The organism is Pseudomonas sp. ATCC PTA-122608 (assembly GCF_001952855.1).
In the GTDB taxonomy this organism is placed as follows: Bacteria; Pseudomonadota; Gammaproteobacteria; order Pseudomonadales; family Pseudomonadaceae; genus Aquipseudomonas.
Map to the genome: position 1 here is coordinate 51,169 of NZ_LPNO01000013.1, position 19,585 is coordinate 70,753.

A 19,585-nucleotide genomic window follows, 5' to 3' on the forward strand; every position below is an offset into this window, starting at 1 on the left:
AGCTTTATGAAATTGCTGGTTGTCGAAGATGAGGCGTTGCTGCGTCATCACCTGTTGACCCGCCTGACCGACAGCGGTCACGTGGTCGAGGCCGTCGCCAACGCCGAAGAGGCGCTGTACCAGACCGGGCAATTCAACCACGACCTGGCGATCATCGACCTGGGCCTGCCTGGCATGGGCGGCCTGGACCTGATCCGCCAACTGCGCGCCCAGGCCAAGACGTTTCCGATCCTGATCCTGACCGCTCGCGGCAACTGGCAGGACAAGGTCGAAGGCCTGGCTGCGGGTGCCGACGACTATGTGGTCAAGCCGTTCCAGTTCGAAGAGCTGGAAGCGCGGATGAACGCACTGCTGCGCCGCTCCAGCGGTTTCACCCAGTCGACCATCGTCGCCGGGCCCTTGCTGCTGGACCTCAATCGCAAGCAGGCGTCCCTCGACGAACAGCCCCTGGCGCTGACCGCCTACGAATATCGCATCCTCGAATACCTCATGCGTCACCATCAGCAGGTGGTTGCCAAGGACCGCCTGATGGAACAGCTCTACCCCGATGACGACGAGCGCGATCCGAACGTCATCGAAGTGTTGGTAGGCCGCCTGCGCCGCAAGCTGGAAGGCCCGGCGGGGTTCAAGCCGATCGACACCGTGCGCGGTCTGGGCTACCTGTTTAATGAGCGCTGCCGTTGATTCGCTCGTTACGTGTGCGTTTGATGCTCGCGGCCACCACCCTGGCCGTGCTGTTTATGCTGGCCTTGTTGCCGGCCATGCAGGGCGCCTTCAGTCTGGCCCTGCAGGATTCCATTGAGCAGCGGCTGGCGTCGGATGTCACCACGCTGATTTCGGCTGCCCGGGTTGAAAATAATCGCCTGCTGATGCCCGCGCAGTTGCCGGATGAGCGCTTCAACCTCACCGATAGCCGCCTGTTGGGCTACATCTATGACCGCGAAGGCCATCTGGTCTGGCGGTCGCGCGCCACCCAGGAAGAGAACATCAACTACAAGCCGCGCTATGACGGGCGCGGCAACGAGTTTGCGCGGATTCGCGAAGCCAACGGCCAGGAATTTTTTGTCTATGACGTCGAGGTCAAGCTGCTGGGCGGCAAGAGCGCGGCGTTCAGTATTGTCGCCCTGCAACCGGTGCGCGAATACCAACTGACCCTCGAAGGCCTGCGGGAAAACCTCTACTTGGGCTTTGGCGCCGCCTTGCTGGTGCTGCTGACCCTGCTGTGGCTGGGCCTGACCTGGGGCCTGCAAGCGTTGCGCCGGCTGAGCCAGGAACTGGATGAAATCGAAGGCGGCACCCGGGAAAGTCTCAGTGAACAACACCCCCGCGAATTGTTGCGCCTGACCGGCTCCCTGAACCGGTTGCTCCACAGCGAGCGCGAGCAACGCACCCGTTACCGTGACTCCCTGGATGACCTGGCCCACAGCCTGAAAACCCCGTTGGCAGTGCTGCAAGGCGTGAGCGAAGACATGGCCCAGCGCCCCGAAGATCGTGACCAGGCCTGGGTGCTGCAATCGCAGATCGAGCGCATGAGCCAGCAGATCAGCTACCAATTGCAGCGCGCCAGCCTGCGTAAAAGCGGCCTGGTGCGTCACCAGGTGCGCCTGGAGCCGGTACTGCAAAGCCTGTGCGACACGCTGGACAAGGTCTATCGCGATAAAGGCGTGAAGGTCGCCTTCGATTTGCCGGAAGAATGCGACGTGCCGATCGAGAAGGGCGCCTTGCTGGAACTGCTCGGCAACCTGCTGGAAAACGCCTATCGCCTGTGCCTGAGCGAAGTGCGCATCACCTTGCAGGAAAGCCTGGAAGGCACCGAGCTGTGCATCGAAGACGACGGCCCCGGCGTGCCACCGGACCAGCGTGCGCGGATCCTGCAAAGGGGTGAGCGGCTGGACCGCCAGCATCCGGGACAGGGCATCGGCCTGGCGGTGGTCAAGGACATCATCGAAAGCTACAGCGCACGGTTGACCCTTGGGGATTCACCGCTAGGGGGTGCCGCGTTCAAGATTCACTTTCCGGCTGTTTGATCTTTATTGGCTGTGCCGGCCTCTTCGCGAGCAAGCCCGCTCCCACATTTGACCGAGTTCCACCTTGGGAATGCCATCGAATGTGGGAGCGGGCTTGTTCGCGAAGAGGCCAGTCGCATCAATACACACTTAACTTTCTTGTGCTCTATAAGCTCCCGGGGTCAGCCCGGTCCACTTCTTGAACGCCCGATGAAACGCCGACGGTTCGGAAAACCCCAACTGCTCGGCGATCTCCTGCAACGACAAATCCGCCCGCCCCAAATGATAAATCGCAATGTCCCGGCGTAATTCATCCTTGAGCGCCTGAAAGCTCGTGCCTTCCTCCCGCAAATGGCGACGCAGGGTCTGCGGGCTGATATGCAGGTGCTGGGCGACGGTTTCGAGGTCGGGCCACGGCGTGCGGTCGCGGCTCAATAAGCGGCGCAATTGACTGCTCAGGCTGTCGCCCTCATCCGGCCGTGACAGCAGGTCGGCCGGTGAGCGTTCGAGGAAGTGCTTGAGGGTGCGCTCGTCCTGCAACAGCGGCAGGCTCAGGTAGCGGCTGGGAAACACCAGGCTGCTGGTGGGCGCGGCGAACACCTGCGGGCAGGGGAACAGCAAGTCGTACTCACCGGCATGGGCCGGCATCGGGTAACTGAAGGTGGCCTGGTCCAGGCGGATGCGTTGGCCAATCAGCCAACTGCCGAGGCGATGCCAGATCACCAGCAGGCATTCGCTGAGGAAGTGATCCGGGTCCCACAACTGCGAATCGTCCAGGCTCAAGCGGGCCATTTCCCCTTCGCGTGTCAGACGCCAGCGCGGACCTTGCGGGAATAGGCTATAAAATAATAAGCCGCGTTCCAGAGCCTTCTCGAGGGTGCGGCAGTGAATCAGCGCGTGGCACATCATGGCGAAGGTGCCGCGCTTGCTCGGGCCTTCGGCGAAACCCAGGTATTCGTCATCCAGCGCCAGCCACAGCATCTGCAGCAGCCGGGTAAATTGCTCCGGGGCGATGCGCGCGCGGGGTTCGCTCAGCAGTTCCGGGGTAATGCCCACTTGCTGCAGCAGGCCCGAATAGTCGTAGCCGGCTCGACGAGCACCGCCTAAAGCGGCCCGGGCGTAGTGACTGGCGATGGTACGTTCACGCATGAGGGGCCTCGTCCATTGAGTGGCGGATGTTAGCCATCCTGTGTGAGGGCAACAAGGCGGATATCCGCCAAATTGTAGGACGAGATCGGGAGGTGAGGCGGAAATCCGCCACCTTGCGTAGGCGGTGTCTGAAGCCGAAAACCACCCAAGAGCTGATGTCTAAAGGCCTTCAGCGGTTTTCAGTAAAAGTGGCACGACGCTTGCGATAGAGAGCGCAGGGAGACCGGCCTTGAGCGGGCTCTCAAACAACAAATCCCTCCAGTGCAGGAGGGTTCGCAATTCAAGTGTCGTGGGCAATGGCGGATATTTGCCACACGAGACGATTGAGGAACTTTGCAATGACGACTCGTCAGCCACTGTACAAATCCCTGTATTTCCAGGTGATCGTTGCAATCGTTATCGGTATTTTGCTCGGCCACTTCTACCCGCAGACCGGCGTGGCCCTCAAGCCACTGGGTGACGGCTTTATCAAGCTGATCAAAATGGTCATCGCCCCGATCATCTTCTGCACCGTTGTCAGCGGCATCGCTGGCATGCAAAGCATGAAATCGGTCGGCAAAACCGGTGGCTACGCGCTGCTGTACTTCGAAGTCGTCTCCACCATCGCCCTGCTGATCGGCCTGATTGTGGTCAACGTTGTGCAACCGGGCGCCGGCATGCACATCGACGTGGCTACCCTGGACGCCTCTAAAGTCGCGGCCTACGTGACTGCCGGTGCAGACCAGAGCATCGTTGGCTTCCTGCTGAACGTGATCCCGAACACCATCGTTGGCGCGTTCGCGACCGGTGACATCCTGCAAGTGCTGATGTTCTCGGTAATCTTCGGTTTCGCCCTGCATCGCCTGGGTGCCTACGGCAAGCCGGTGCTGGACTTCATCGATCGCTTCGCCCACGTGATGTTCAACATCATCAACATGATCATGAAGCTCGCGCCACTCGGTGCACTGGGCGCCATGGCGTTCACCATCGGTGCCTACGGTGTAGGTTCGCTGGTGCAGCTCGGTCAGTTGATGATCTGCTTCTACATCACCTGCATCCTGTTTGTGGTCCTGGTACTGGGCGCCATCTGCCGGGCTCACGGCTTCAGCGTCCTGAAACTGATCCGCTACATCCGTGAAGAGCTGCTGATCGTACTGGGTACTTCCTCGTCCGAATCCGCACTGCCACGCATGCTGATCAAGATGGAACGCCTGGGCGCCAAGAAGTCGGTCGTTGGCCTGGTTATCCCGACTGGCTACTCGTTCAACCTGGACGGTACTTCGATCTACCTGACCATGGCTGCCGTGTTCATCGCCCAGGCGACTGACACCCACATGGACATCACCCACCAGATCACCCTGTTGCTGGTACTGCTGCTGTCCTCCAAGGGCGCTGCTGGCGTGACCGGTAGTGGCTTCATCGTACTGGCCGCTACCCTGTCGGCTGTTGGCCACCTGCCGGTTGCCGGCCTGGCGCTGATCCTGGGTATCGACCGCTTCATGTCCGAAGCCCGCGCACTGACCAACCTGGTGGGCAACGCTGTTGCTACCCTGGTTGTGGCCAAGTGGGTCAAGGAACTGGACGAAGACAAGCTGCAAGTCGAACTGGCTTCCGGTGGTCGCGGTATCTCCGAGACCCGTGAAGAAGACGACCTGGGCGTGGCCGAAGGCCCGGCTCCAACCGCCGTCAAGTAAGGCTGCACCCTGTGTGAAAAACCCATCTTCGGATGGGTTTTTTTTTGATCGTTTCCACGCTCTGCGTGGGAATGCCGCCAGGGACGCTCCGCGTCTCGCTTTACGTTTCCGGGAACATCCGTCACTCCGGATGATGCTTTATGTGATTGCTGCTAACCGCCAGGTTTGCCTACTCTGTGGCCAATCGAATCGGAATCGGAGTAACCATGTCAGGTCCCTTGGCGTCCCTCAAAGTACTGGATTTCTCCACCCTGCTGCCGGGGCCGTTCGCCTCGCTGCTGCTGGCCGACATGGGCGCCGAGGTATTGCGCATCGAATCTCCCACGCGCATGGACTTGCTGCGGGTCTTGCCGCCCCATGACCAAGGCGTGTCGGCCAGCCATGCCTATCTGAACCGCAACAAACGCAGCCTGGCCCTGGACCTCAAGCAAGCCGAGGCGGTGGAGATCGTGCGGCAGTTGGTGGCGGACCATGACATCGTCCTCGAGCAGTTCCGCCCCGGGGTGATGGAGCGCCTGGGCCTGGGTTACGAGGCATTGAAGGCGATCAACCCGAAGCTGATCTACGTCTCCATCACCGGCTACGGCCAGACCGGCCCCTACAAGGACCGCGCCGGCCATGACATCAACTACCTGGCCCTGGCGGGTGTCGCCAGTTACACCGGGCGCCAGGACAGCGGGCCGTTGCCCCTGGGCGTGCAGTTGGCCGACGTGGGCGGCGGCTCGTTGCACGCGGTGATCGGCTTGCTGGCGGCGGTCATCGCCCGACAGCAGAGCGGGGTGGGGCAATACCTGGACGTGAGCATGACCGACTGCGCCTTCAGCCTGAATGCCATGGCCGGCGCGGGTTACCTGGCGTGCGGCGTGGAGCCGGCGTGGGAGAACCAGGTGCTCAATGGTGGCAGCTTCTATGACTATTACCGCTCGCGGGAAGGGCGCTGGTTTTCGGTGGGCAGCCTGGAGCCGGCCTTTATGCAGCAGCTGTGTACGGCCCTTGGGTGCCCCGAGTTGGCGGCGCAGGGCTTGTCGCCCAAACCCGAGCAGCAGAAAGCCCTCAAGCTGGCGTTGCAGGTCGAGTTCGAGAAACGCAGCTTTGATGAACTGTGTGAGCTGTTTGCCGGGATTGATGCGTGTGTTGAGCCGGTGCTGAACCTGAGCGAGGCGGTTGAACACCCGCAGTTGAAAGCCCGGGAACTGGTCAGCCAGGTGCCGCGGGGCGATGGTTCAAGCCAGGCGCAAATTGCGTGTCCGCTGAAGTTTTCCGAGGGCTTGCCGGCGGCCAGGCATATAGGCGCGGCGGTGGGTGCTCACACGGATGAGGTGTTGGTGGAGTTGGGCTTCAGTGCTCAGCAGATAGACGATTTGCGGCGTGCCAAGGTAGTTCAGTAGCGCCTGGGCCGGCCCCTTCGCGAGCAAGCCCGCTCCCACATTCGACCGAGTTCCATCGTTGGAATGCGATCAAATGTGGGAGCGGGCTTGCTCGCGAAGAGGGCCTTGAAAGCACCACAAACCTCACTCGACGCGGGTTTCCCCGGTAAACACCAACGTCTGCCTACACCTGCGACACAAATACCGCCGCCCCTGGCTCACCAGCCCATGACGCTGTGGCGAAAATGGAAAGTCACTGTCGGCACACGGGCAGCGGTAGATATACCGCGTCACGCGCCGCCGCTGGATTTCATAGGTGTGGCAGCGATCCGGCGGCAGTTCGTAAACCCCACGCATGATCAACTGCCATTCCTCGCCATGGGGCTGGATGCGCTCGCCGAACAATTGGTGGGCAATCAGGTGCGCCACTTCATGGGCAACCGTCTGTTTAAGGAAGTGTTGGCTGTTTTCACGGTACAACTGCGGGTTGAAGCGCAGCAGGTTCTCGTGCAAATGCGCGACACCGGCCTTCTGGCCCCGCAGCTTGAGGCTGACCTGGGGGCGTTTGAAGCTTCGTTTGAAAAAGGATTCGGCTTGCAGGAAACAATCTTCGACGCGGGTATTGAGTTGCTCGGGCATGCTGTACATATCTCCAGAGACGTCCAGTATGCCGCAAACAACGGTGTATCCGAATCTGTCAGGCGCCGAATGGTCATGCATAACGCACAAAGCCACCTTGCGGTGGCTTTTCCTGCGGGTAAACCGCGTCAGTTGGTGTACATCGGGCCTACGCCCAGCCCCCAGACGATCACGGTAAAGGCCATGATCGCCACCAGCACCACCAGGCCTACAGCCAGCACCGAGCTGGAGAACAGGAAGCCCTCGTCCGGGTGGATGTTCATGAAAGTCGGCAATCCTACGTACAGCAGGTACACCGTGTAGCAAATGGCGGCCGTGCCGACGACCATACCCAGCCACATGTGCGGGTACAGCGCCGCCAGCCCGCCGACAAACAGCGGTGTTGCGGTATAGGTGGCAAACGCTACGCAGCGGGCCATGCTTGGGTTCGCGTCATAGGTGCGGGCCATCCAGTGAATGAACGCACCCATCACCGCCACGCCACCGAGCATCGCCGCGTAGGACATGATGGTCATCCATAACGCGCTTTCCACCGTCAGCATCACCGGTGCGCGGCTGCCGATGACCCAACCGACCTGAGTGGTACCGATAAAGGCTGATACAGCGGGGATCGCCGCGAGAATCAGCGTGTGGGTGAGGTACATGTGGCTGATGCTTTCTTCTTTATCGCCACGAATTTCCCGCCATTCCTGATCGGGGTGGGTGAAAAGTCCCACGACGTGATGGATCATGCCAGTCACTCCTGTCGTTATTACCATCGCCCCCCAGTGGAGCGCCCACGGGCCAATTGGCCTGAAAGGTCTGGATATGTGTGCGACCTTATGTCGCAGTATAGGAAGTGATGACCGGAAAAACTGTGGGGCTTTAGAGCAAATTGCGCTGTAAACACTGGGCTTAATCGCGGCGCGGTCTGTTGATTGGAATGCGGTCAACTGTGGGAGCGGGCTTGCTCGCGAATGCGGAGTGTCAGTCGCCAGGTGTTTAGCTGACCCACCGCATTCGCGAGCAAGCCCGCTCCCACATTGGAACTCGGTCGTCCATCCCGGTAAAATACCCGGCTTTTCGTCACACACCTTTCGCGGATCCAAGCGCCATGGGCACTCTTACGGTCAACCAGAACAAACTGCAAAAACGCCTGCGTCGCCAGGCCGGTGAGGCAGTCGCCGATTTCAACATGATCGAAGAGGGCGACAAGGTCATGGTCTGCCTGTCTGGCGGCAAAGACAGCTACACCCTGCTCGACGTGCTGATGCACCTGCAAAAGGTTGCGCCGATCAAGTTCGAGATCGTCGCCGTGAACATGGACCAGAAGCAGCCGGGCTTTCCCGAGCATGTGCTGCCGGCCTACCTCAAGGAACTGGGGGTCGAGTACCACATCGTCGAGAAGGACACTTACTCGGTGGTCAAGGAACTGGTCCCGGAAGGCAAGACCACCTGCTCGCTGTGCTCGCGCCTGCGCCGTGGCACGCTCTACACCTTTGCCGACGAGATCGGCGCGACCAAGATGGCCCTGGGTCACCACCGTGACGACATCGTCGAAACTTTCTTCCTTAATATGTTCTTCAACGGCAGCCTCAAGGCCATGCCGCCCAAGCTGCGGGCCGACGACGGGCGCAACGTGGTGATTCGCCCACTGGCGTACTGCCATGAGAAGGACATCCAGGCGTACTCCGACCTCAAGCAGTTTCCGATCATCCCGTGCAACCTCTGCGGCTCCCAGGAAAACCTGCAGCGCCAGGTGGTCAAGGACATGCTCCAGGACTGGGACCGCAAGACCCCGGGCCGCGTCGACAGTATCTTCCGCAGCTTGCAGAACGTGCAGCCGTCGCAGTTGGCCGACCGTAACCTATTCGACTTCACCAACCTGCGTATCGACGAAAGTGCGGCGTCGCGCTTCGTCAATGTAGTGAACCTCTGAGCCGTTTCACCGCTCTGACAGACGGCGCTCCTGGGCGCCGTTTTCATTTCAATCCTTAGGAGAGGGCATGCGCGATTACAAGTGGCTGCACGAATATTGTCTGAACCGGTTTGGTTCGGCGGCCGAGCTGGAAGCCCACCTGCCTGTGCCCCTGACCCCGGCGAAACTGCGCAAGATCAGCGATGACCGCTACCTGTCGACCCTGTCGCTGCGGGTGTTTCGCGCCGGGCTCAAACACAGCGTGGTGGATGCCAAGTGGCCGGCGTTCGAGCAAGTGTTCTTTGGTTTTGACCCGGAAAAAGTCGTGCTGATGGGCGCCGAGCACCTGGAGCGATTGATGCAGGACACACGCATCATCCGCCACTTGGGCAAGCTCAAGAGCGTGCCGCGCAATGCGCAGATGATTCTGGATATCGAGAAGGAAAAGGGCAGCTTCGGTGCGTTGATTGCCGACTGGCCGGTGACCGATATCGTCGGCCTGTGGAAGTACCTGAGCAAGCACGGCCACCAGTTGGGCGGGCTGTCAGCGCCGCGCTTTTTGCGGATGGTGGGCAAGGACACGTTCGTGCCGAGCTATGACGTGGTGGCGGCGCTGAATGCGCAGAAGATTGTCGACAAGGTACCCACCAGCCTGCGGGACCTGGCCACGGTGCAGGGCGCGTTCAACCAGTGGCATGCCGAGAGCGGGCGGCCGATGTGCCAGTTGTCGATGATGTTGGCTTACACCGTCAACCACTAAGCCCGACCAATACCCTGTGGCGAGGGAGCTTGCGGTGGAGAGGGAGCCCATTGTGGCGAGGGAGCTTGCTGTGGCGAGGGAGCTTGCTCCCGCTGGAGTGCGAAGCGCTCCCAGGATTTTGGGGCCGCTACGCAGCCCAGCGGGAGCAAGCTCCCTCGCCACAACAAGCTCCCCAGCCACATTGATTGCGGCTTTGCCTGAAAAGTGTTTTCAAGCAGGCAAACCTTCCCCCGCCAACCGCCGATTCAACTGATGCCGGTAACGCACATACATCAGCGCCGTGCAGAATACCGCCAGGCTCGCCAGCATTTCCAGCACACCAAACCACTGCCGGTTCGGGTCATACGCCGCCAGCGCACCCTTGATGAAGTACAAGTTCATCACAAAGCACATCCACGAATGCCCGCGTGCGCTGCCCAGGATCATCCCCGGCGCCAGCAACAGCAACGGCACCAGTTCGATCAGCAGAATTACCCACGGCCGTGCGCCGTGCAGGTCGGCGAACACCAGGTAGTAGGCGCACAGCAGCCCCACCAATCCCAAAAACGCCAGCAGGCTCAAGACCCGCGTCGCCTTGACCCGTGGCTCCAGCCACGCCTGGGGCGGCAGTACCTTAGGCTTCCTGGCCACGGCCGTTCTCCAGTAGCGCGGCAGTCTTCGCCAGGCGCAGGCCTAGGGCGCGGCACAGGGCGATCTCGTGTTGATCCAGCGCACGCTTGCCGTCGGCACCGGAATGGTGGCTGGCGCCATAAGGCGTGCCGCCGCCCTTGGTATCAAGCAGTGCCTGTTCGCTGTAGGGCAGGCCGGTGATCAGCATGCCGTGGTGCAACAGCGGCAGCAGCATCGACATCAGCGTGGTTTCCTGGCCGCCGTGCAGGCTGGCGGTGGAGGTGAACACGCCCGCCGGCTTGCCGACCAGGGCGCCGGTCAGCCACAAGTTGCTGGTGCCGTCGAGAAAGTACTTGAGCGGCGCGGCCATGTTGCCGAAACGGGTCGGGCTGCCCAGCGCCAAGCCACAGCAGTGCTTCAGGTCGTCGAGGCTGCAGTACAGCGGGCCATCCACCGGAATGTCCGGCGCCACGGCTTCGCATTCGCTGGAGATGGCCGGCACGGTGCGCAACCGCGCCTCAAGCCCGGCTTGCTCGACGCCCCGGGCAATTTGCCGGGCCATTTCGCTCACCGAGCCGTTGCGGCTGTAATACAACACCAGCACATACGGCGCATTCACGAAACCAGCTCCAGAATGTTCTCTGGCGGGCGGCCAATCACGGCCTTGTCGGCGGTTTCGAGGATCGGGCGTTCCATCAGTTTCGGATGAGCGGCGATGGCGGCAATCAGTTGCGCTTCGCTGAGGCTGGCGTCGGCCAGGTTGAGGGTTTTGTATTCGTCTTCGCCGGTACGCAGCAATTGCCGCGCGCTGATGTTCAGCTTGCCCAGCAAGGCTTGCAATTGCGCGGCGTCGAGCGGGGTTTCCAGGTAGCGCACCACGTTGGGTGTGAGGCCACGGGCTTCCAGCAGTTCGAGCGCACCGCGGGATTTCGAGCAGCGCGGGTTGTGATAAAGCGTCAGATCGGTCATGTGCGGGTCGCATCTTGCGTAAGGTGGCGGGTATTCTACCCGCGCTGTGCCACGTCCTTAAACCATGAGAGGCGATAGGCCGCAGCCAACGTTCATTTTTACGAAGGATTACCCCATGACGAGGCGACTGTTAGGCGCATTGGCAATCATCGGCACACTGCTGCTCAGCGGCTGTGGCAATGATTATGGCGTTGACCAATACGGTCAGAAAGTGGCCGCCGAGCGCCTGGACAAGCAATGGCTGGTGGTTAACTACTGGGCCGAATGGTGTGGCCCGTGCCGTACCGAAATCCCTGAACTCAACGCTTTGGCCGAACAGCTTAAGGGTCAGTCAGTGGGTGTGTTCGGCGTGAACTTCGACAACGCCCAGGGTGAAGAACTCAAAAGCGCCAGCGACAAGCTGGGCATCAAGTTCACCGTACTGGCGCAGAACCCGGACGGGATCTTCGACATTCCCCGCAGTGAAGCCTTGCCGGTGACCTACATCATCGATGACAAGGGCAAGGTGCGTGAGCAATTGATGGGTGAGCAGACGGCGGAAGGGGTGTTGGCCAAGCTCAAAGCCTTAAGGGGCTAAAAATATCCCACTGTAGGAGCGAGCTTGCTCGCGAAAAACGTCAACGATAACGCGAGCATTCTGAATGTGCGCGGCGCTCTCTGGTTTTTCGCGAGCAAGCTCGCTCCTACAGACGGGCGGAAAGGCAGGTCGGAGGTTTTTAGCCTTCTTCCAGCCACAACCGCAACGGCTTGCCGTCTGCCGGCCAGAAACGGGTTTGTTCGATCGGCGAGACGTCCCAGCGCTGCACACCTTGCAGGGCCTGGAAGAAGCGGTGCTCCTGCTCCATCAGCGCTTCGGCGCAGAGTTTGCGGGTGCTGCCGACCTTGCCGAAGCTCAGCTTGTCGCCGTCCAGGGTATAGGGCGCGAACCAATGGTTGCAGCCACCATTGCCGTAGGCCCGGCCATCGGCGCCGAGGGTCACGGTCAGGTGCGCGTAATCCATCAGCGGCCGCTCACCGATCCATTCCACCACGTAGCTGTGATCCTGCTTGAGCTTGGCCTCGTCGCTGGCGCAGCCCGCAAGGCCTGCACCCAGCACGGCCAGCATCAGCGGGGCTTTCATTGCGCGGCCTTCTGGCATTTCGGGCAACGGTGCTTGTCACCCAGGGTGGCCCAGCCCAACTCGGTGACCCGCGCAGTGGCGGCCGGTTGCAGCGGTTCCTTTGTCAGCTTGGTTTCCACCGCAAATTCAAACTCCAGCACGTTGTCGCAGCTGTCGCAGTTGACCTTCCAAGTGTGAATCTCCAACTCGCCGAACTTCGGCCCCTGGGCCATGGCGACCCACTGGCCCGCCGGGCGGATGGAGTAGCGCGCATCGCCTTCGACGGTCAGGCGCATCGACAGGGTTTTGCTGCCGCGCAGGGTGACGATCAGAACGTCGCCGTTCTTGATCGAGCCACCGTTGCCGGTGACTTGATAACGGCCCGGCACCAGGGCGCGGCATTCGATCAGAGTGTGTTGCGGGCTCAGCAAGCTGAAGCGGAAATCGTGTTCGGCCATGGATCCTCCAAATAGGCGCGGCATCCTATCACGGGCCGCCACCCATCATGGCGCGGCTATGTGACCGCTGATCATCCTTCGACGAGGTTTTGCGCCTGCCCGCCGGCCCACGCAGCGATGTTGGCCAGGGTCGTGCCGGCAATCGCCCCCAAGGCTTCGCGGGTCAGGAAGGCCTGGTGCGCGGTGATGATGACGTTAGGGAAGGTCAGCAGGCGCGCCAATACGTCGTCTTGCAGGGGCAAGTCCGAGCGGTCTTCGAAAAACAGCTGGGCCTCTTCTTCATATACATCCAGCCCCAGATAGCCGAGCTGGCCGTCCTTGAGTGCGTCGATCAGCGCCGGGGTGTCCACCAGGCCGCCGCGCCCGGTATTGATCAGCATTGCGCCGGGCTGCATATGAGCCAGGCTTTGGGCGTTGATCAGGTGTTTGCTGTCTGCTGTCAGTGGGCAATGCAGGCTGATGATCTGCGACTCGCCGAGCAATTCATGCAGGCTCACGTAGCGCGCACCGAGGGCCTCGACCTGCGGGTTGGGGTAAGGATCGTAAGCCAGCAACTGGCAGCCGAACCCGGCCATGATCTTGGCGAATGTGGCGCCGATCTGCCCGGTGCCGACCACGCCGACGGTCTTGCCCACCAGGTCGAAACCGGTCAGGCCATGCAGGCTGAAGTCACCGTCGCGGGTACGGTTGTAGGCGCGGTGCAGGCGGCGATTGAGGGCCAGGATCAGCGCGACCGCATGTTCGGCCACCGCATGGGGCGAATAGGCTGGCACCCGCACGATGGTCAGGCCCAGGCGTTTGGCGGCGGGCAGGTCGACATGGTTGTAACCGGCCGAGCGCAGGGCGATCAGGCGAGTGCCGCCGCTGGCCAACTGCTCCAGCACCGGGGCGCTGAGGTCGTCATTGATAAAGGCGCAGACCACTTCGTGGTGTTCGGCCAGGGCCACGGTGTCGAGGTTCAGCCGGGCCGGCTGGAATTGCAGCTGCATGCCGTTGGGCAACGGTTGGGCGAGAAAGCTCTCGCGGTCGTAGGTCTGGCTGCTGAAGAGGATGATGCGCATCCAATATTCCTTCTTGATGATGGAAAGCTGCTTTTGTGGCGAGGGGGCTTGCTGTGGTGAGTGAGCTTGTTGTGGTGAGTGAGCTTGTTGTGGTGAGGGAGCCTGCTGTGGTGAGGGAGCTTGTTGTGGCGAGGGAGCTTGCTCCCGCTGGGCTGCGCAGCGGCCCCAAAATCCTGGGAGCGCTTCGCACTCCAGCGGGAGCAAGCTCCACAGCAAGCTCCCTCGCCACATTGCCCCGAAAGTTTACGCGCTGACCCGCGCCTCGCTGGCCAGCCGGGCAATCGCCATGTCCAGTTCATCCAGGGCCGGCATGGCCTTGGCGTCGTCCTGTTTGAGCAGGGTCTCGGCCCGTTGGCAGGCCGCGCGCAGTTGCGGCACGCCGCAATACCGGGTGGCGCCGTGCAAGCGGTGCACCCGCTCGATCAGGGCGTTGCGGTCGTTGGCGTCCCGGGCGACGCGAATCGCTTCGCGGTCGGCCTCAAGCGAAGCCAGCAGCATCGCCAGCATGTCCGCCGCCAGATCCGCCTTGCCGGCCGCCAGGCGCAAACCTTCTTCGTGGTCCAGCACCGGCAATTGCGCGGCGTGCCCGAAACTTTCGGTACCACGGTCCGGGCCTTGGTTGCGCAGGGCCAGCCCGGTCCATTTCAACACCACCTGGGCCAGTTGCCGCTCGCTGATGGGTTTGGTCAGGTAGTCATCCATGCCGCTTTGCAGCAGGGCGCGTTTTTCGTTGGCCATCGCATGGGCCGTCAGCGCGACGATGGGCAGCGGCGTGCCATGGCGTTCGCTTTCCCACGTGCGGATCGCCTCGGTGCTCTGGCGGCCGTCCATCCCGGGCATCTGCACGTCCATCAGCACCAGGTCGAAGGCTTCCTGCTTCACCGCTTCGATGGCCGAGTAACCGCTTTCCACCGCCTGGACCTTGGCGCCCATGTCTTCCAGCAGGGTTTGCACCAGCAGCAGGTTGGCCGGGTTGTCGTCGACACACAGCACCCGCGGCGCGCGGCTGGACAGTGGCTCGCCGGGTTCGCTGCGCAACGGGCGCGGGCTGATCAGGTCGGCCAGGGCGCGGCGCAGTTTGCGGGTGCAGGCGGGTTTGGCCTGCAACTGGCTGTTGGGGTTGGGCACCGACTGGTTGAACAGCAGCTGTTCGGTGGTCGGGCACAGCACCAATACCTTGCAGCCCAGGTGTTCGAGGTCCCACAGGTGTTGGTTCAAACGCTCCGGCGGGATGTCGTTGGCGGTGATGCCCAGCACCGCCAGGTCAATGGCCTGTTCGGTCTGGTGGGCGCTGGTGATGCCGTTGGTCAGGCTTTCCAGGCTGTTGAACGGCGTGACTTCCAGGCCGCAGTCTTCCAACTGATGTTGCAGGGCCTGGCGCGCCAGCTCGTGGTTTTCCAGCACGGCCACGCGCCGGCCCAGCAGCGGCGCGGAGGGCAGGTCTTCGATATCGTCACGGGTTTTTGGCAGGTTCAGGCTGATCCAGAATTCCGAGCCTTCTCCCGGCGTGCTGTCGACGCCAATCTCACCGCCCATCTGTTCGATCAGGCGCTTGGAAATCACCAGCCCAAGGCCGGTGCCACCGGGTTGGCGTGACAACGAATTGTCCGCCTGGCTGAATGCCTGGAACAGCGCCCGTACATCCTGGTTCGACAGGCCGATGCCGGTGTCCTGCACGCTGATGCGCAGTTGCACGCTGTCTTCCTGTTCGTCTTCAATCATGGCGCGGGCAACGATAGTGCCTTCGCGGGTGAACTTGATCGCGTTGCTCACCAGGTTTGTGAGGATCTGTTTGAGCCGCAGCGGGTCACCCACCAGCGACAGCGGTGTATCGCGATAGACCAGGCTCACCAGCTCCAGCTGTTTGGCGTGGGCGGCCGGGGCGAGGATGGTCAGGGTGTCTTGCAGCAAGTCCCGCAGGTTGAACGGAATGCTGTCGAGCACCAGCTTGCCGGCCTCGATTTTCGAGAAGTCGAGGATTTCGTTGATGATGCCCAACAGGTTGTCGGCGGACTTTTCAATGGTGCCCAGGTAATCCAGTTGGCGGGGCGACAGCTCGCTTTTCTGCAACAAATGGGTGAAGCCAAGGATGCCATTCAGCGGCGTGCGGATCTCATGGCTCATGTTGGCCAGAAACTCCGACTTGATGCGGCTGGCCTCCAGGGCTTCCTTGCGGGCCAGGTCCAACTCGATGTTCTGGATCTCGATGGTTTCCAGGTTTTGCCGCACGTCTTCGGTGGCCTGGTCGATGCTGTGTTGCAATTCTTCCTGGGCGTTTTGCAGGGTCTCGGCCATGCGGTTGATGCCCGAGGCCAGGTGATCCAGTTCCTGGCTGCCCAGCGGTGGCAAGCGGGTTTCCAGATTGCCGTCCTTGAGCTGCGCGACGGCCTGTTTGATCAAACCGATCGGTGAGTTGATCGTACGGCTGATGCGCAACGCCAGGGCCGCCGTGCAGATCAGGCCGATGGCGATCAGCAGCAGGCTGGCGAACAGGCTGCGGTAGCCGCGCAGCAACATACCGTTGTGGGACAGCTCCAGCTCGACCCAACCCAGCAGGCGGTCGGATTCGTCCGGGATCAGTTCGCCGGCGAGGTTGCGATGGCGGCCGAATACCGGCAGCAGATAGCGGGTTGCGTCATTACCGGTGCGCTGCAACAGGTGCGAGCTGTTGCCAATCGGCGGCTGGTTGAGCATGGTCGGGCCGGCGTGGGCCAGCGGTGTGCGGTCAGGCCCCAGGAACGACACGGCGCGTACGTCGGTTTGCTCCAGGGACTGGGTGGCGATGCGTTCCAGCAGGTCGGTGTTTTTGGTGCCCAGGGCCGGGGCGACCAAAGGTGCCAGTTGCTCGGCGATCATCTCGCCCCGTTGCAGCAACTGCGACTGCAACTCCGAGAGCTGCATCCAGGTGAAATAGCCGCCCAGCAGCAACGCCATCAGGCTGGTAGGCAATAAGGTCAGCAACAGTACGCGGCCTTTTATTCCCATTCTCGTAAGCACGCCACTCTCCTGCTACCACACTGTTGTCGAATTCCACGCAGGCATCCGGCCCGCGCCACCTGCGCAGTGTAGCCATTTGCGCGGCGTGGAATCTTGCAAAATTAATGACCTGCGGCAAACCGCGGGCCCCTGGACGCCCGACGGCAGTTGCTGTTGGGGGGCCGATCTTGAATAATCAGTCATTGAGAATGACTTGCAGACGCTAATGAATCCCGCATCACTTGGCTTACCCAGTATCCTGGCGATAGAAGACGATCCTGTGCTTGGCGCTTATGTCCATGAGCAGTTGGGCCGCTGTGGCTTCCAGGTGACCTGGTGCCAGAACGGCCAGCAGGGCCTGCAAATGGCCCGCGATCAACGCTTCGACGTGGTGTTGATGGATATTCTGTTGCCGGGCATGGACGGTTTGTCGGTGCTCACGCATTTGCGCCAGAGCCATTCGATCCCGGTGATCCTGATGTCGGCCCTGGGTGCTGAAGCCGACCGCATCAGCGGCTTTCGCCTGGGGGCGGACGATTACCTGCCCAAGCCGTTCAGCATGGCGGAGTTGCGGGTGCGCATCGAGGCGATCCTGCGCCGAGTCGCCCTGGATCGGCGGCCTTTGCCGGCCCTGGCGGCGGTGCGCGACGATGCCCGTAGCCTGCGTTTCGATGATGAGCGGTGTGATGTGTTTCACCGGGAGCAGTGGGCCGGCCTGACCCGCAGTGAATACCGTCTGCTGGAAACCCTGCACCGCAATGGCGAAGAAGTCCTCAGCAAGGCCTTCCTTTATCAGCATGTCTTTCAGCGCGGCTACGCGCCCCATGACCGCAGCCTGGACATGCACATCAGCCAGATTCGTCGCAAACTCAAGGCCATCGGCTACAGCGAGCGGGAAGTGCGCACGGTGTGGGGCAAGGGCTATGTGTTGAGCGGTCACGATGACGGGCTTTAAGGCCGCGCTCAAACGGCTGCCGGGCAAGCATTCGTTATTCTGGAAACTGGCCTGCCTGCTGATCGCGTTCTGCTTGCTGATGATCTGGCTCAGTTGGTCCTGGGGCCGGTACATGGAAGAGCAGAATGCTTTTCTGTCCAACGAAGCACGCGCCACGTTGAGCGGTTATGCAGCCGGTGCGGAACTGGCCTGGAACAAGGGCGGCAACGCCGGTGTGGACGAGTGGCTGCACACCCTGGGCCAGCGCGAGCGCACCTGGGTGGGCGTCATCGGTAACGACCTGCAATCCCTGAGCAGCTACCCGCTGACGGACAAGGAAAGCCAGCGCCTGACCTTCCTGCGCGGCCTGGACTGGCCTGTCAGCCGACATGCCAAGGGCTTGCCGTGGTTGAAAATCCCGTTCCCGCTCGACCCGGGCGCGGGTTCCCTGGTGATCGAATTGCCACGGCGTTTCATGCCCGGGCAAAACCAGCTGTTCTGGCGCATCGTCACCAATGGCTTGATTCCCGGCCTGTTCACCCTGTTGCTCTGCATCGGCCTTTACCGGCTGTTGATCATGCCCCTCAATCACCTGCGGGAGCAGGCCAACGCTTGGCGCGCCGATCAACTGAGCACCCGGCTTTCCCGCGATACCACCAGCCGCCAGGATGAATTGGGGGAGTTGGGCCGCGCGTTTGACCAGATGTCGGAACGCCTGCAAGGCACCGTAGCCCTGCAACAGCAACTGCTGCGGGATTTGTCCCATGAGTTGCGCACACCACTGAGCCGTTTGCGCGTCGCCTGCGACAGCGAGCAAGACCTGACCCAACTGCGCGAGCGCCTGGGGAGGGAAATCGACGGCATGCAGCGCCTGGTGGAAGACACCCTGCAACTGGCCTGGCTCGACACTGAACGTGCGCCGCTGCCCAAGGAAGACATCCAGGTGCAGGCACTGTGGGACATGCTCCGGGAAAACGCCTGTTTTGAAAGTGGCTGGCCGGCTTCACGCTTGCAGTGCGAGCTTGGGGCTGACTGCTGGGTGCGCGGCCATCTGAACCTGCTGGCCCAGGCATTGGAGAACATCCTGCGCAATGCCATCCGGCATTCTCCGCAAGACGGCACCGTGCAATTGGGCGGGCAACGTGAGGGTGATTACTGGCACTTGTGGCTGGAAGACCAGGGCGGCGGGATTGATGAGGTGGAGTTGGAGCGGATCTTTGCGCCATTCACCCGGCTGGACGGTTCACGGCCCGGCGACGGCGGTTTTGGCCTGGGCTTGAGCATTGCGCGCAACGCCGTGCAGCGCCAGGACGGCAACCTGTGGGCGGAAAACACCGGCCTGGGACTGCGTGTACATATGCGCTTGCTCGCCCGCTGATGCCTACAACCTACGCTGTTTGCGTTTTCTCCATTGGCGCGCCACCCACCAGCGCCAATAGCCCATGGTCAGGCAATAGCCCAACGCCGCCATCACCAACCCCAATACAACAGAGCCCAGCAGGAAAGGCTGCCATAGCGTCGATAATTGCCCGCTGATCCATTCCCAGGTCAGCTCGTCGGGCATGCTGCGGGGTGGCACATTCATCAGCCAGGCCCCGGTCATGTAGGTGCAGAAGAACACCGGCGGCATGGTGATCGGGTTGGTCAGCCACACCAGACTGACGGCAATCGGCATATTGCCGCGCACGCTGATGGCGAGGATTGCCGCCAGCAGCATCTGCAAGGGAATGGGGATAAATGCCGCGAACAGACCAACGGCCATCGCCCGCGCGACCGAGTGCCGATTGAGGTGCCAGAGATTCGGGTCATGCAGCAATTTGCCGAGAAAGCGTAAGGATTTGTGTTCCCGGATGCTGGTCGGATCGGGCATGTACCGTTTGAATAAGCGCCGTGGCATAAGGGGTCCAGGTCAGATCGAGGGGCAAGTATGCCCGCATTCTACGAACGGGAAATTCAGACTTTGTGACAAATAATAATAGGCCGCATC

General features: G+C 61.6%; 20 protein-coding genes. 9 read left to right on the top strand and 11 right to left on the bottom strand.

The window, feature by feature from the left end:
• Positions 1 to 6: 6 nt before the first annotated feature.
• Positions 7 to 684, top strand: a complete 678-nt coding sequence (locus AU074_RS12905; RefSeq protein WP_003214228.1) for a response regulator transcription factor — start codon at positions 7 to 9, stop codon at positions 682 to 684.
• Positions 681 to 2,027 (top strand): ATP-binding protein, encoded by a 1,347-nt coding sequence (locus AU074_RS12910; RefSeq protein WP_076015041.1) that lies wholly within the window; start codon positions 681 to 683, stop codon positions 2,025 to 2,027. Before AU074_RS12905 ends, AU074_RS12910 begins: the two co-directional genes overlap by 4 nt.
• A gap of 129 nt (positions 2,028 to 2,156) precedes the next feature.
• Here the strand turns inward: AU074_RS12910 and AU074_RS12915 are convergent, their stop codons facing one another.
• Entirely contained in the window at positions 2,157 to 3,155 is a 999-nt protein-coding gene (locus AU074_RS12915) for an AraC family transcriptional regulator (protein WP_076015042.1), read from the bottom strand.
• Between the two features lie 338 nt (positions 3,156 to 3,493).
• Between AU074_RS12915 and AU074_RS12920 the strand changes: the two genes are divergently transcribed.
• Entirely contained in the window at positions 3,494 to 4,828 is a 1,335-nt protein-coding gene (locus AU074_RS12920; protein WP_076015043.1) for a dicarboxylate/amino acid:cation symporter, read from the top strand.
• A 206-nt stretch (positions 4,829 to 5,034) separates the two neighbouring features.
• On the top strand, positions 5,035 to 6,216 hold the full coding sequence (locus AU074_RS12925) for a CaiB/BaiF CoA-transferase family protein (RefSeq protein WP_076015044.1): 1,182 nt from the start codon (positions 5,035 to 5,037) through the stop codon (positions 6,214 to 6,216).
• 123 nt (positions 6,217 to 6,339) lie between these two features.
• Here AU074_RS12925 and AU074_RS12930 read toward each other — a convergent pair whose 3' ends face one another.
• Both AU074_RS12930 and AU074_RS12935 read right to left on the bottom strand, forming a co-directional pair.
• Positions 6,340 to 6,834, bottom strand: coding sequence for a SprT family zinc-dependent metalloprotease (locus AU074_RS12930; protein WP_026077778.1), 495 nt, complete (start codon positions 6,832 to 6,834; stop codon positions 6,340 to 6,342).
• 128 nt (positions 6,835 to 6,962) lie between these two features.
• The gene (locus AU074_RS12935) at positions 6,963 to 7,565 is read right to left on the bottom strand and encodes a Yip1 family protein (protein ID WP_076015045.1); all 603 of its coding nucleotides are present in this window, start codon (positions 7,563 to 7,565) and stop codon (positions 6,963 to 6,965) included.
• Between the two features lie 362 nt (positions 7,566 to 7,927).
• Here AU074_RS12935 and ttcA point away from each other — a divergent pair, with 362 nt between their 5' ends.
• Together ttcA and AU074_RS12945 are read left to right on the top strand one after the other, a co-directional pair.
• Positions 7,928 to 8,752, top strand: coding sequence for a tRNA 2-thiocytidine(32) synthetase TtcA (gene ttcA / locus AU074_RS12940; protein ID WP_076015046.1), 825 nt, complete (start codon positions 7,928 to 7,930; stop codon positions 8,750 to 8,752).
• A gap of 67 nt (positions 8,753 to 8,819) precedes the next feature.
• Positions 8,820 to 9,491 carry a DNA-3-methyladenine glycosylase I gene (locus tag AU074_RS12945; protein WP_063027900.1) on the top strand — a complete coding sequence of 224 codons (672 nt, stop codon included), beginning with the start codon at positions 8,820 to 8,822 and terminating at the stop codon, positions 9,489 to 9,491.
• A 210-nt stretch (positions 9,492 to 9,701) separates the two neighbouring features.
• Here the strand turns inward: AU074_RS12945 and AU074_RS12950 are convergent, their stop codons facing one another.
• Genes AU074_RS12950 through arsC form a run of 3 tightly spaced genes read right to left on the bottom strand, consistent with a single transcriptional unit; the run spans position 9,702 to position 11,069 of the window.
• A complete protein-coding gene (locus AU074_RS12950) occupies positions 9,702 to 10,121 on the bottom strand; it encodes a DUF2069 domain-containing protein (protein WP_076015047.1) in 420 nt (139 codons plus the stop codon).
• Positions 10,105 to 10,719, bottom strand: a complete 615-nt coding sequence (wrbA, locus tag AU074_RS12955; protein ID WP_076015048.1) for an NAD(P)H:quinone oxidoreductase — start codon at positions 10,717 to 10,719, stop codon at positions 10,105 to 10,107. The genes AU074_RS12950 and wrbA overlap by 17 nt, the downstream gene beginning before the upstream one ends.
• Positions 10,716 to 11,069 carry an arsenate reductase (glutaredoxin) gene (gene arsC, locus AU074_RS12960; protein WP_076015049.1) on the bottom strand — a complete coding sequence of 118 codons (354 nt, stop codon included), beginning with the start codon at positions 11,067 to 11,069 and terminating at the stop codon, positions 10,716 to 10,718. The genes wrbA and arsC overlap by 4 nt, the downstream gene beginning before the upstream one ends.
• 115 nt (positions 11,070 to 11,184) lie before the next feature.
• Here arsC and AU074_RS12965 point away from each other — a divergent pair, with 115 nt between their 5' ends.
• A complete protein-coding gene (locus AU074_RS12965; RefSeq protein WP_076015050.1) occupies positions 11,185 to 11,646 on the top strand; it encodes a TlpA disulfide reductase family protein in 462 nt (153 codons plus the stop codon).
• Between the two features lie 139 nt (positions 11,647 to 11,785).
• On the opposite strand, the gene AU074_RS12970 is transcribed toward AU074_RS12965, so the two are convergent.
• The 4 genes from AU074_RS12970 to AU074_RS12985 all read right to left on the bottom strand — a co-directional run bounded on the left by AU074_RS12970 (position 11,786) and on the right by AU074_RS12985 (position 16,685).
• Positions 11,786 to 12,190 carry an META domain-containing protein gene (locus AU074_RS12970; protein ID WP_076015051.1) on the bottom strand — a complete coding sequence of 135 codons (405 nt, stop codon included), beginning with the start codon at positions 12,188 to 12,190 and terminating at the stop codon, positions 11,786 to 11,788.
• Entirely contained in the window at positions 12,187 to 12,627 is a 441-nt protein-coding gene (locus AU074_RS12975) for a hypothetical protein (protein ID WP_076015052.1), read from the bottom strand. The genes AU074_RS12970 and AU074_RS12975 overlap by 4 nt, the downstream gene beginning before the upstream one ends.
• 71 nt (positions 12,628 to 12,698) lie before the next feature.
• On the bottom strand, positions 12,699 to 13,688 hold the full coding sequence (locus tag AU074_RS12980) for a 2-hydroxyacid dehydrogenase (RefSeq protein ID WP_076015053.1): 990 nt from the start codon (positions 13,686 to 13,688) through the stop codon (positions 12,699 to 12,701).
• A gap of 243 nt (positions 13,689 to 13,931) precedes the next feature.
• A complete protein-coding gene (locus AU074_RS12985) occupies positions 13,932 to 16,685 on the bottom strand; it encodes a response regulator (protein ID WP_076015054.1) in 2,754 nt (917 codons plus the stop codon).
• A 205-nt stretch (positions 16,686 to 16,890) separates the two neighbouring features.
• Here AU074_RS12985 and AU074_RS12990 point away from each other — a divergent pair, with 205 nt between their 5' ends.
• Together AU074_RS12990 and AU074_RS12995 are read left to right on the top strand one after the other, a co-directional pair.
• Positions 16,891 to 17,619, top strand: coding sequence for a response regulator transcription factor (locus AU074_RS12990; protein ID WP_076015055.1), 729 nt, complete (start codon positions 16,891 to 16,893; stop codon positions 17,617 to 17,619).
• The gene (locus tag AU074_RS12995) at positions 17,606 to 18,976 is read left to right on the top strand and encodes a sensor histidine kinase (protein ID WP_076015056.1); all 1,371 of its coding nucleotides are present in this window, start codon (positions 17,606 to 17,608) and stop codon (positions 18,974 to 18,976) included. Before AU074_RS12990 ends, AU074_RS12995 begins: the two co-directional genes overlap by 14 nt.
• A 3-nt stretch (positions 18,977 to 18,979) precedes the next feature.
• Here the strand turns inward: AU074_RS12995 and AU074_RS13000 are convergent, their stop codons facing one another.
• Positions 18,980 to 19,495 (bottom strand): DUF2062 domain-containing protein, encoded by a 516-nt coding sequence (locus AU074_RS13000; protein ID WP_076015057.1) that lies wholly within the window; start codon positions 19,493 to 19,495, stop codon positions 18,980 to 18,982.
• Positions 19,496 to 19,585: the final 90 nt, after the last annotated feature.

What these genes read in the sequence shown, in the direction of transcription:
- AU074_RS12905 (WP_003214228.1), top strand. Translation starts at nt 7, where the DNA reads ATGAAATTGCTGGTTGTCGAAGATGAGGCGTTGCTGCGTCATCACCTG.
- AU074_RS12915 (WP_076015042.1), bottom strand. Translation starts at nt 3,155, where the DNA reads ATGCGTGAACGTACCATCGCCAGTCACTACGCCCGGGCCGCTTTAGGC.
- AU074_RS12920 (WP_076015043.1), top strand. Translation starts at nt 3,494, where the DNA reads ATGACGACTCGTCAGCCACTGTACAAATCCCTGTATTTCCAGGTGATC.
- AU074_RS12925 (WP_076015044.1), top strand. Translation starts at nt 5,035, where the DNA reads ATGTCAGGTCCCTTGGCGTCCCTCAAAGTACTGGATTTCTCCACCCTG.
- AU074_RS12930 (WP_026077778.1), bottom strand. Translation starts at nt 6,834, where the DNA reads ATGCCCGAGCAACTCAATACCCGCGTCGAAGATTGTTTCCTGCAAGCC.
- AU074_RS12935 (WP_076015045.1), bottom strand. Translation starts at nt 7,565, where the DNA reads ATGATCCATCACGTCGTGGGACTTTTCACCCACCCCGATCAGGAATGG.
- ttcA (WP_076015046.1), top strand. Translation starts at nt 7,928, where the DNA reads ATGGGCACTCTTACGGTCAACCAGAACAAACTGCAAAAACGCCTGCGT.
- AU074_RS12945 (WP_063027900.1), top strand. Translation starts at nt 8,820, where the DNA reads ATGCGCGATTACAAGTGGCTGCACGAATATTGTCTGAACCGGTTTGGT.
- arsC (WP_076015049.1), bottom strand. Translation starts at nt 11,069, where the DNA reads ATGACCGATCTGACGCTTTATCACAACCCGCGCTGCTCGAAATCCCGC.
- AU074_RS12965 (WP_076015050.1), top strand. Translation starts at nt 11,185, where the DNA reads ATGACGAGGCGACTGTTAGGCGCATTGGCAATCATCGGCACACTGCTG.
- AU074_RS12970 (WP_076015051.1), bottom strand. Translation starts at nt 12,190, where the DNA reads ATGAAAGCCCCGCTGATGCTGGCCGTGCTGGGTGCAGGCCTTGCGGGC.
- AU074_RS12975 (WP_076015052.1), bottom strand. Translation starts at nt 12,627, where the DNA reads ATGGCCGAACACGATTTCCGCTTCAGCTTGCTGAGCCCGCAACACACT.
- AU074_RS12980 (WP_076015053.1), bottom strand. Translation starts at nt 13,688, where the DNA reads ATGCGCATCATCCTCTTCAGCAGCCAGACCTACGACCGCGAGAGCTTT.
- AU074_RS12990 (WP_076015055.1), top strand. Translation starts at nt 16,891, where the DNA reads ATGAATCCCGCATCACTTGGCTTACCCAGTATCCTGGCGATAGAAGAC.
- AU074_RS12995 (WP_076015056.1), top strand. Translation starts at nt 17,606, where the DNA reads ATGACGGGCTTTAAGGCCGCGCTCAAACGGCTGCCGGGCAAGCATTCG.
- AU074_RS13000 (WP_076015057.1), bottom strand. Translation starts at nt 19,495, where the DNA reads ATGCCACGGCGCTTATTCAAACGGTACATGCCCGATCCGACCAGCATC.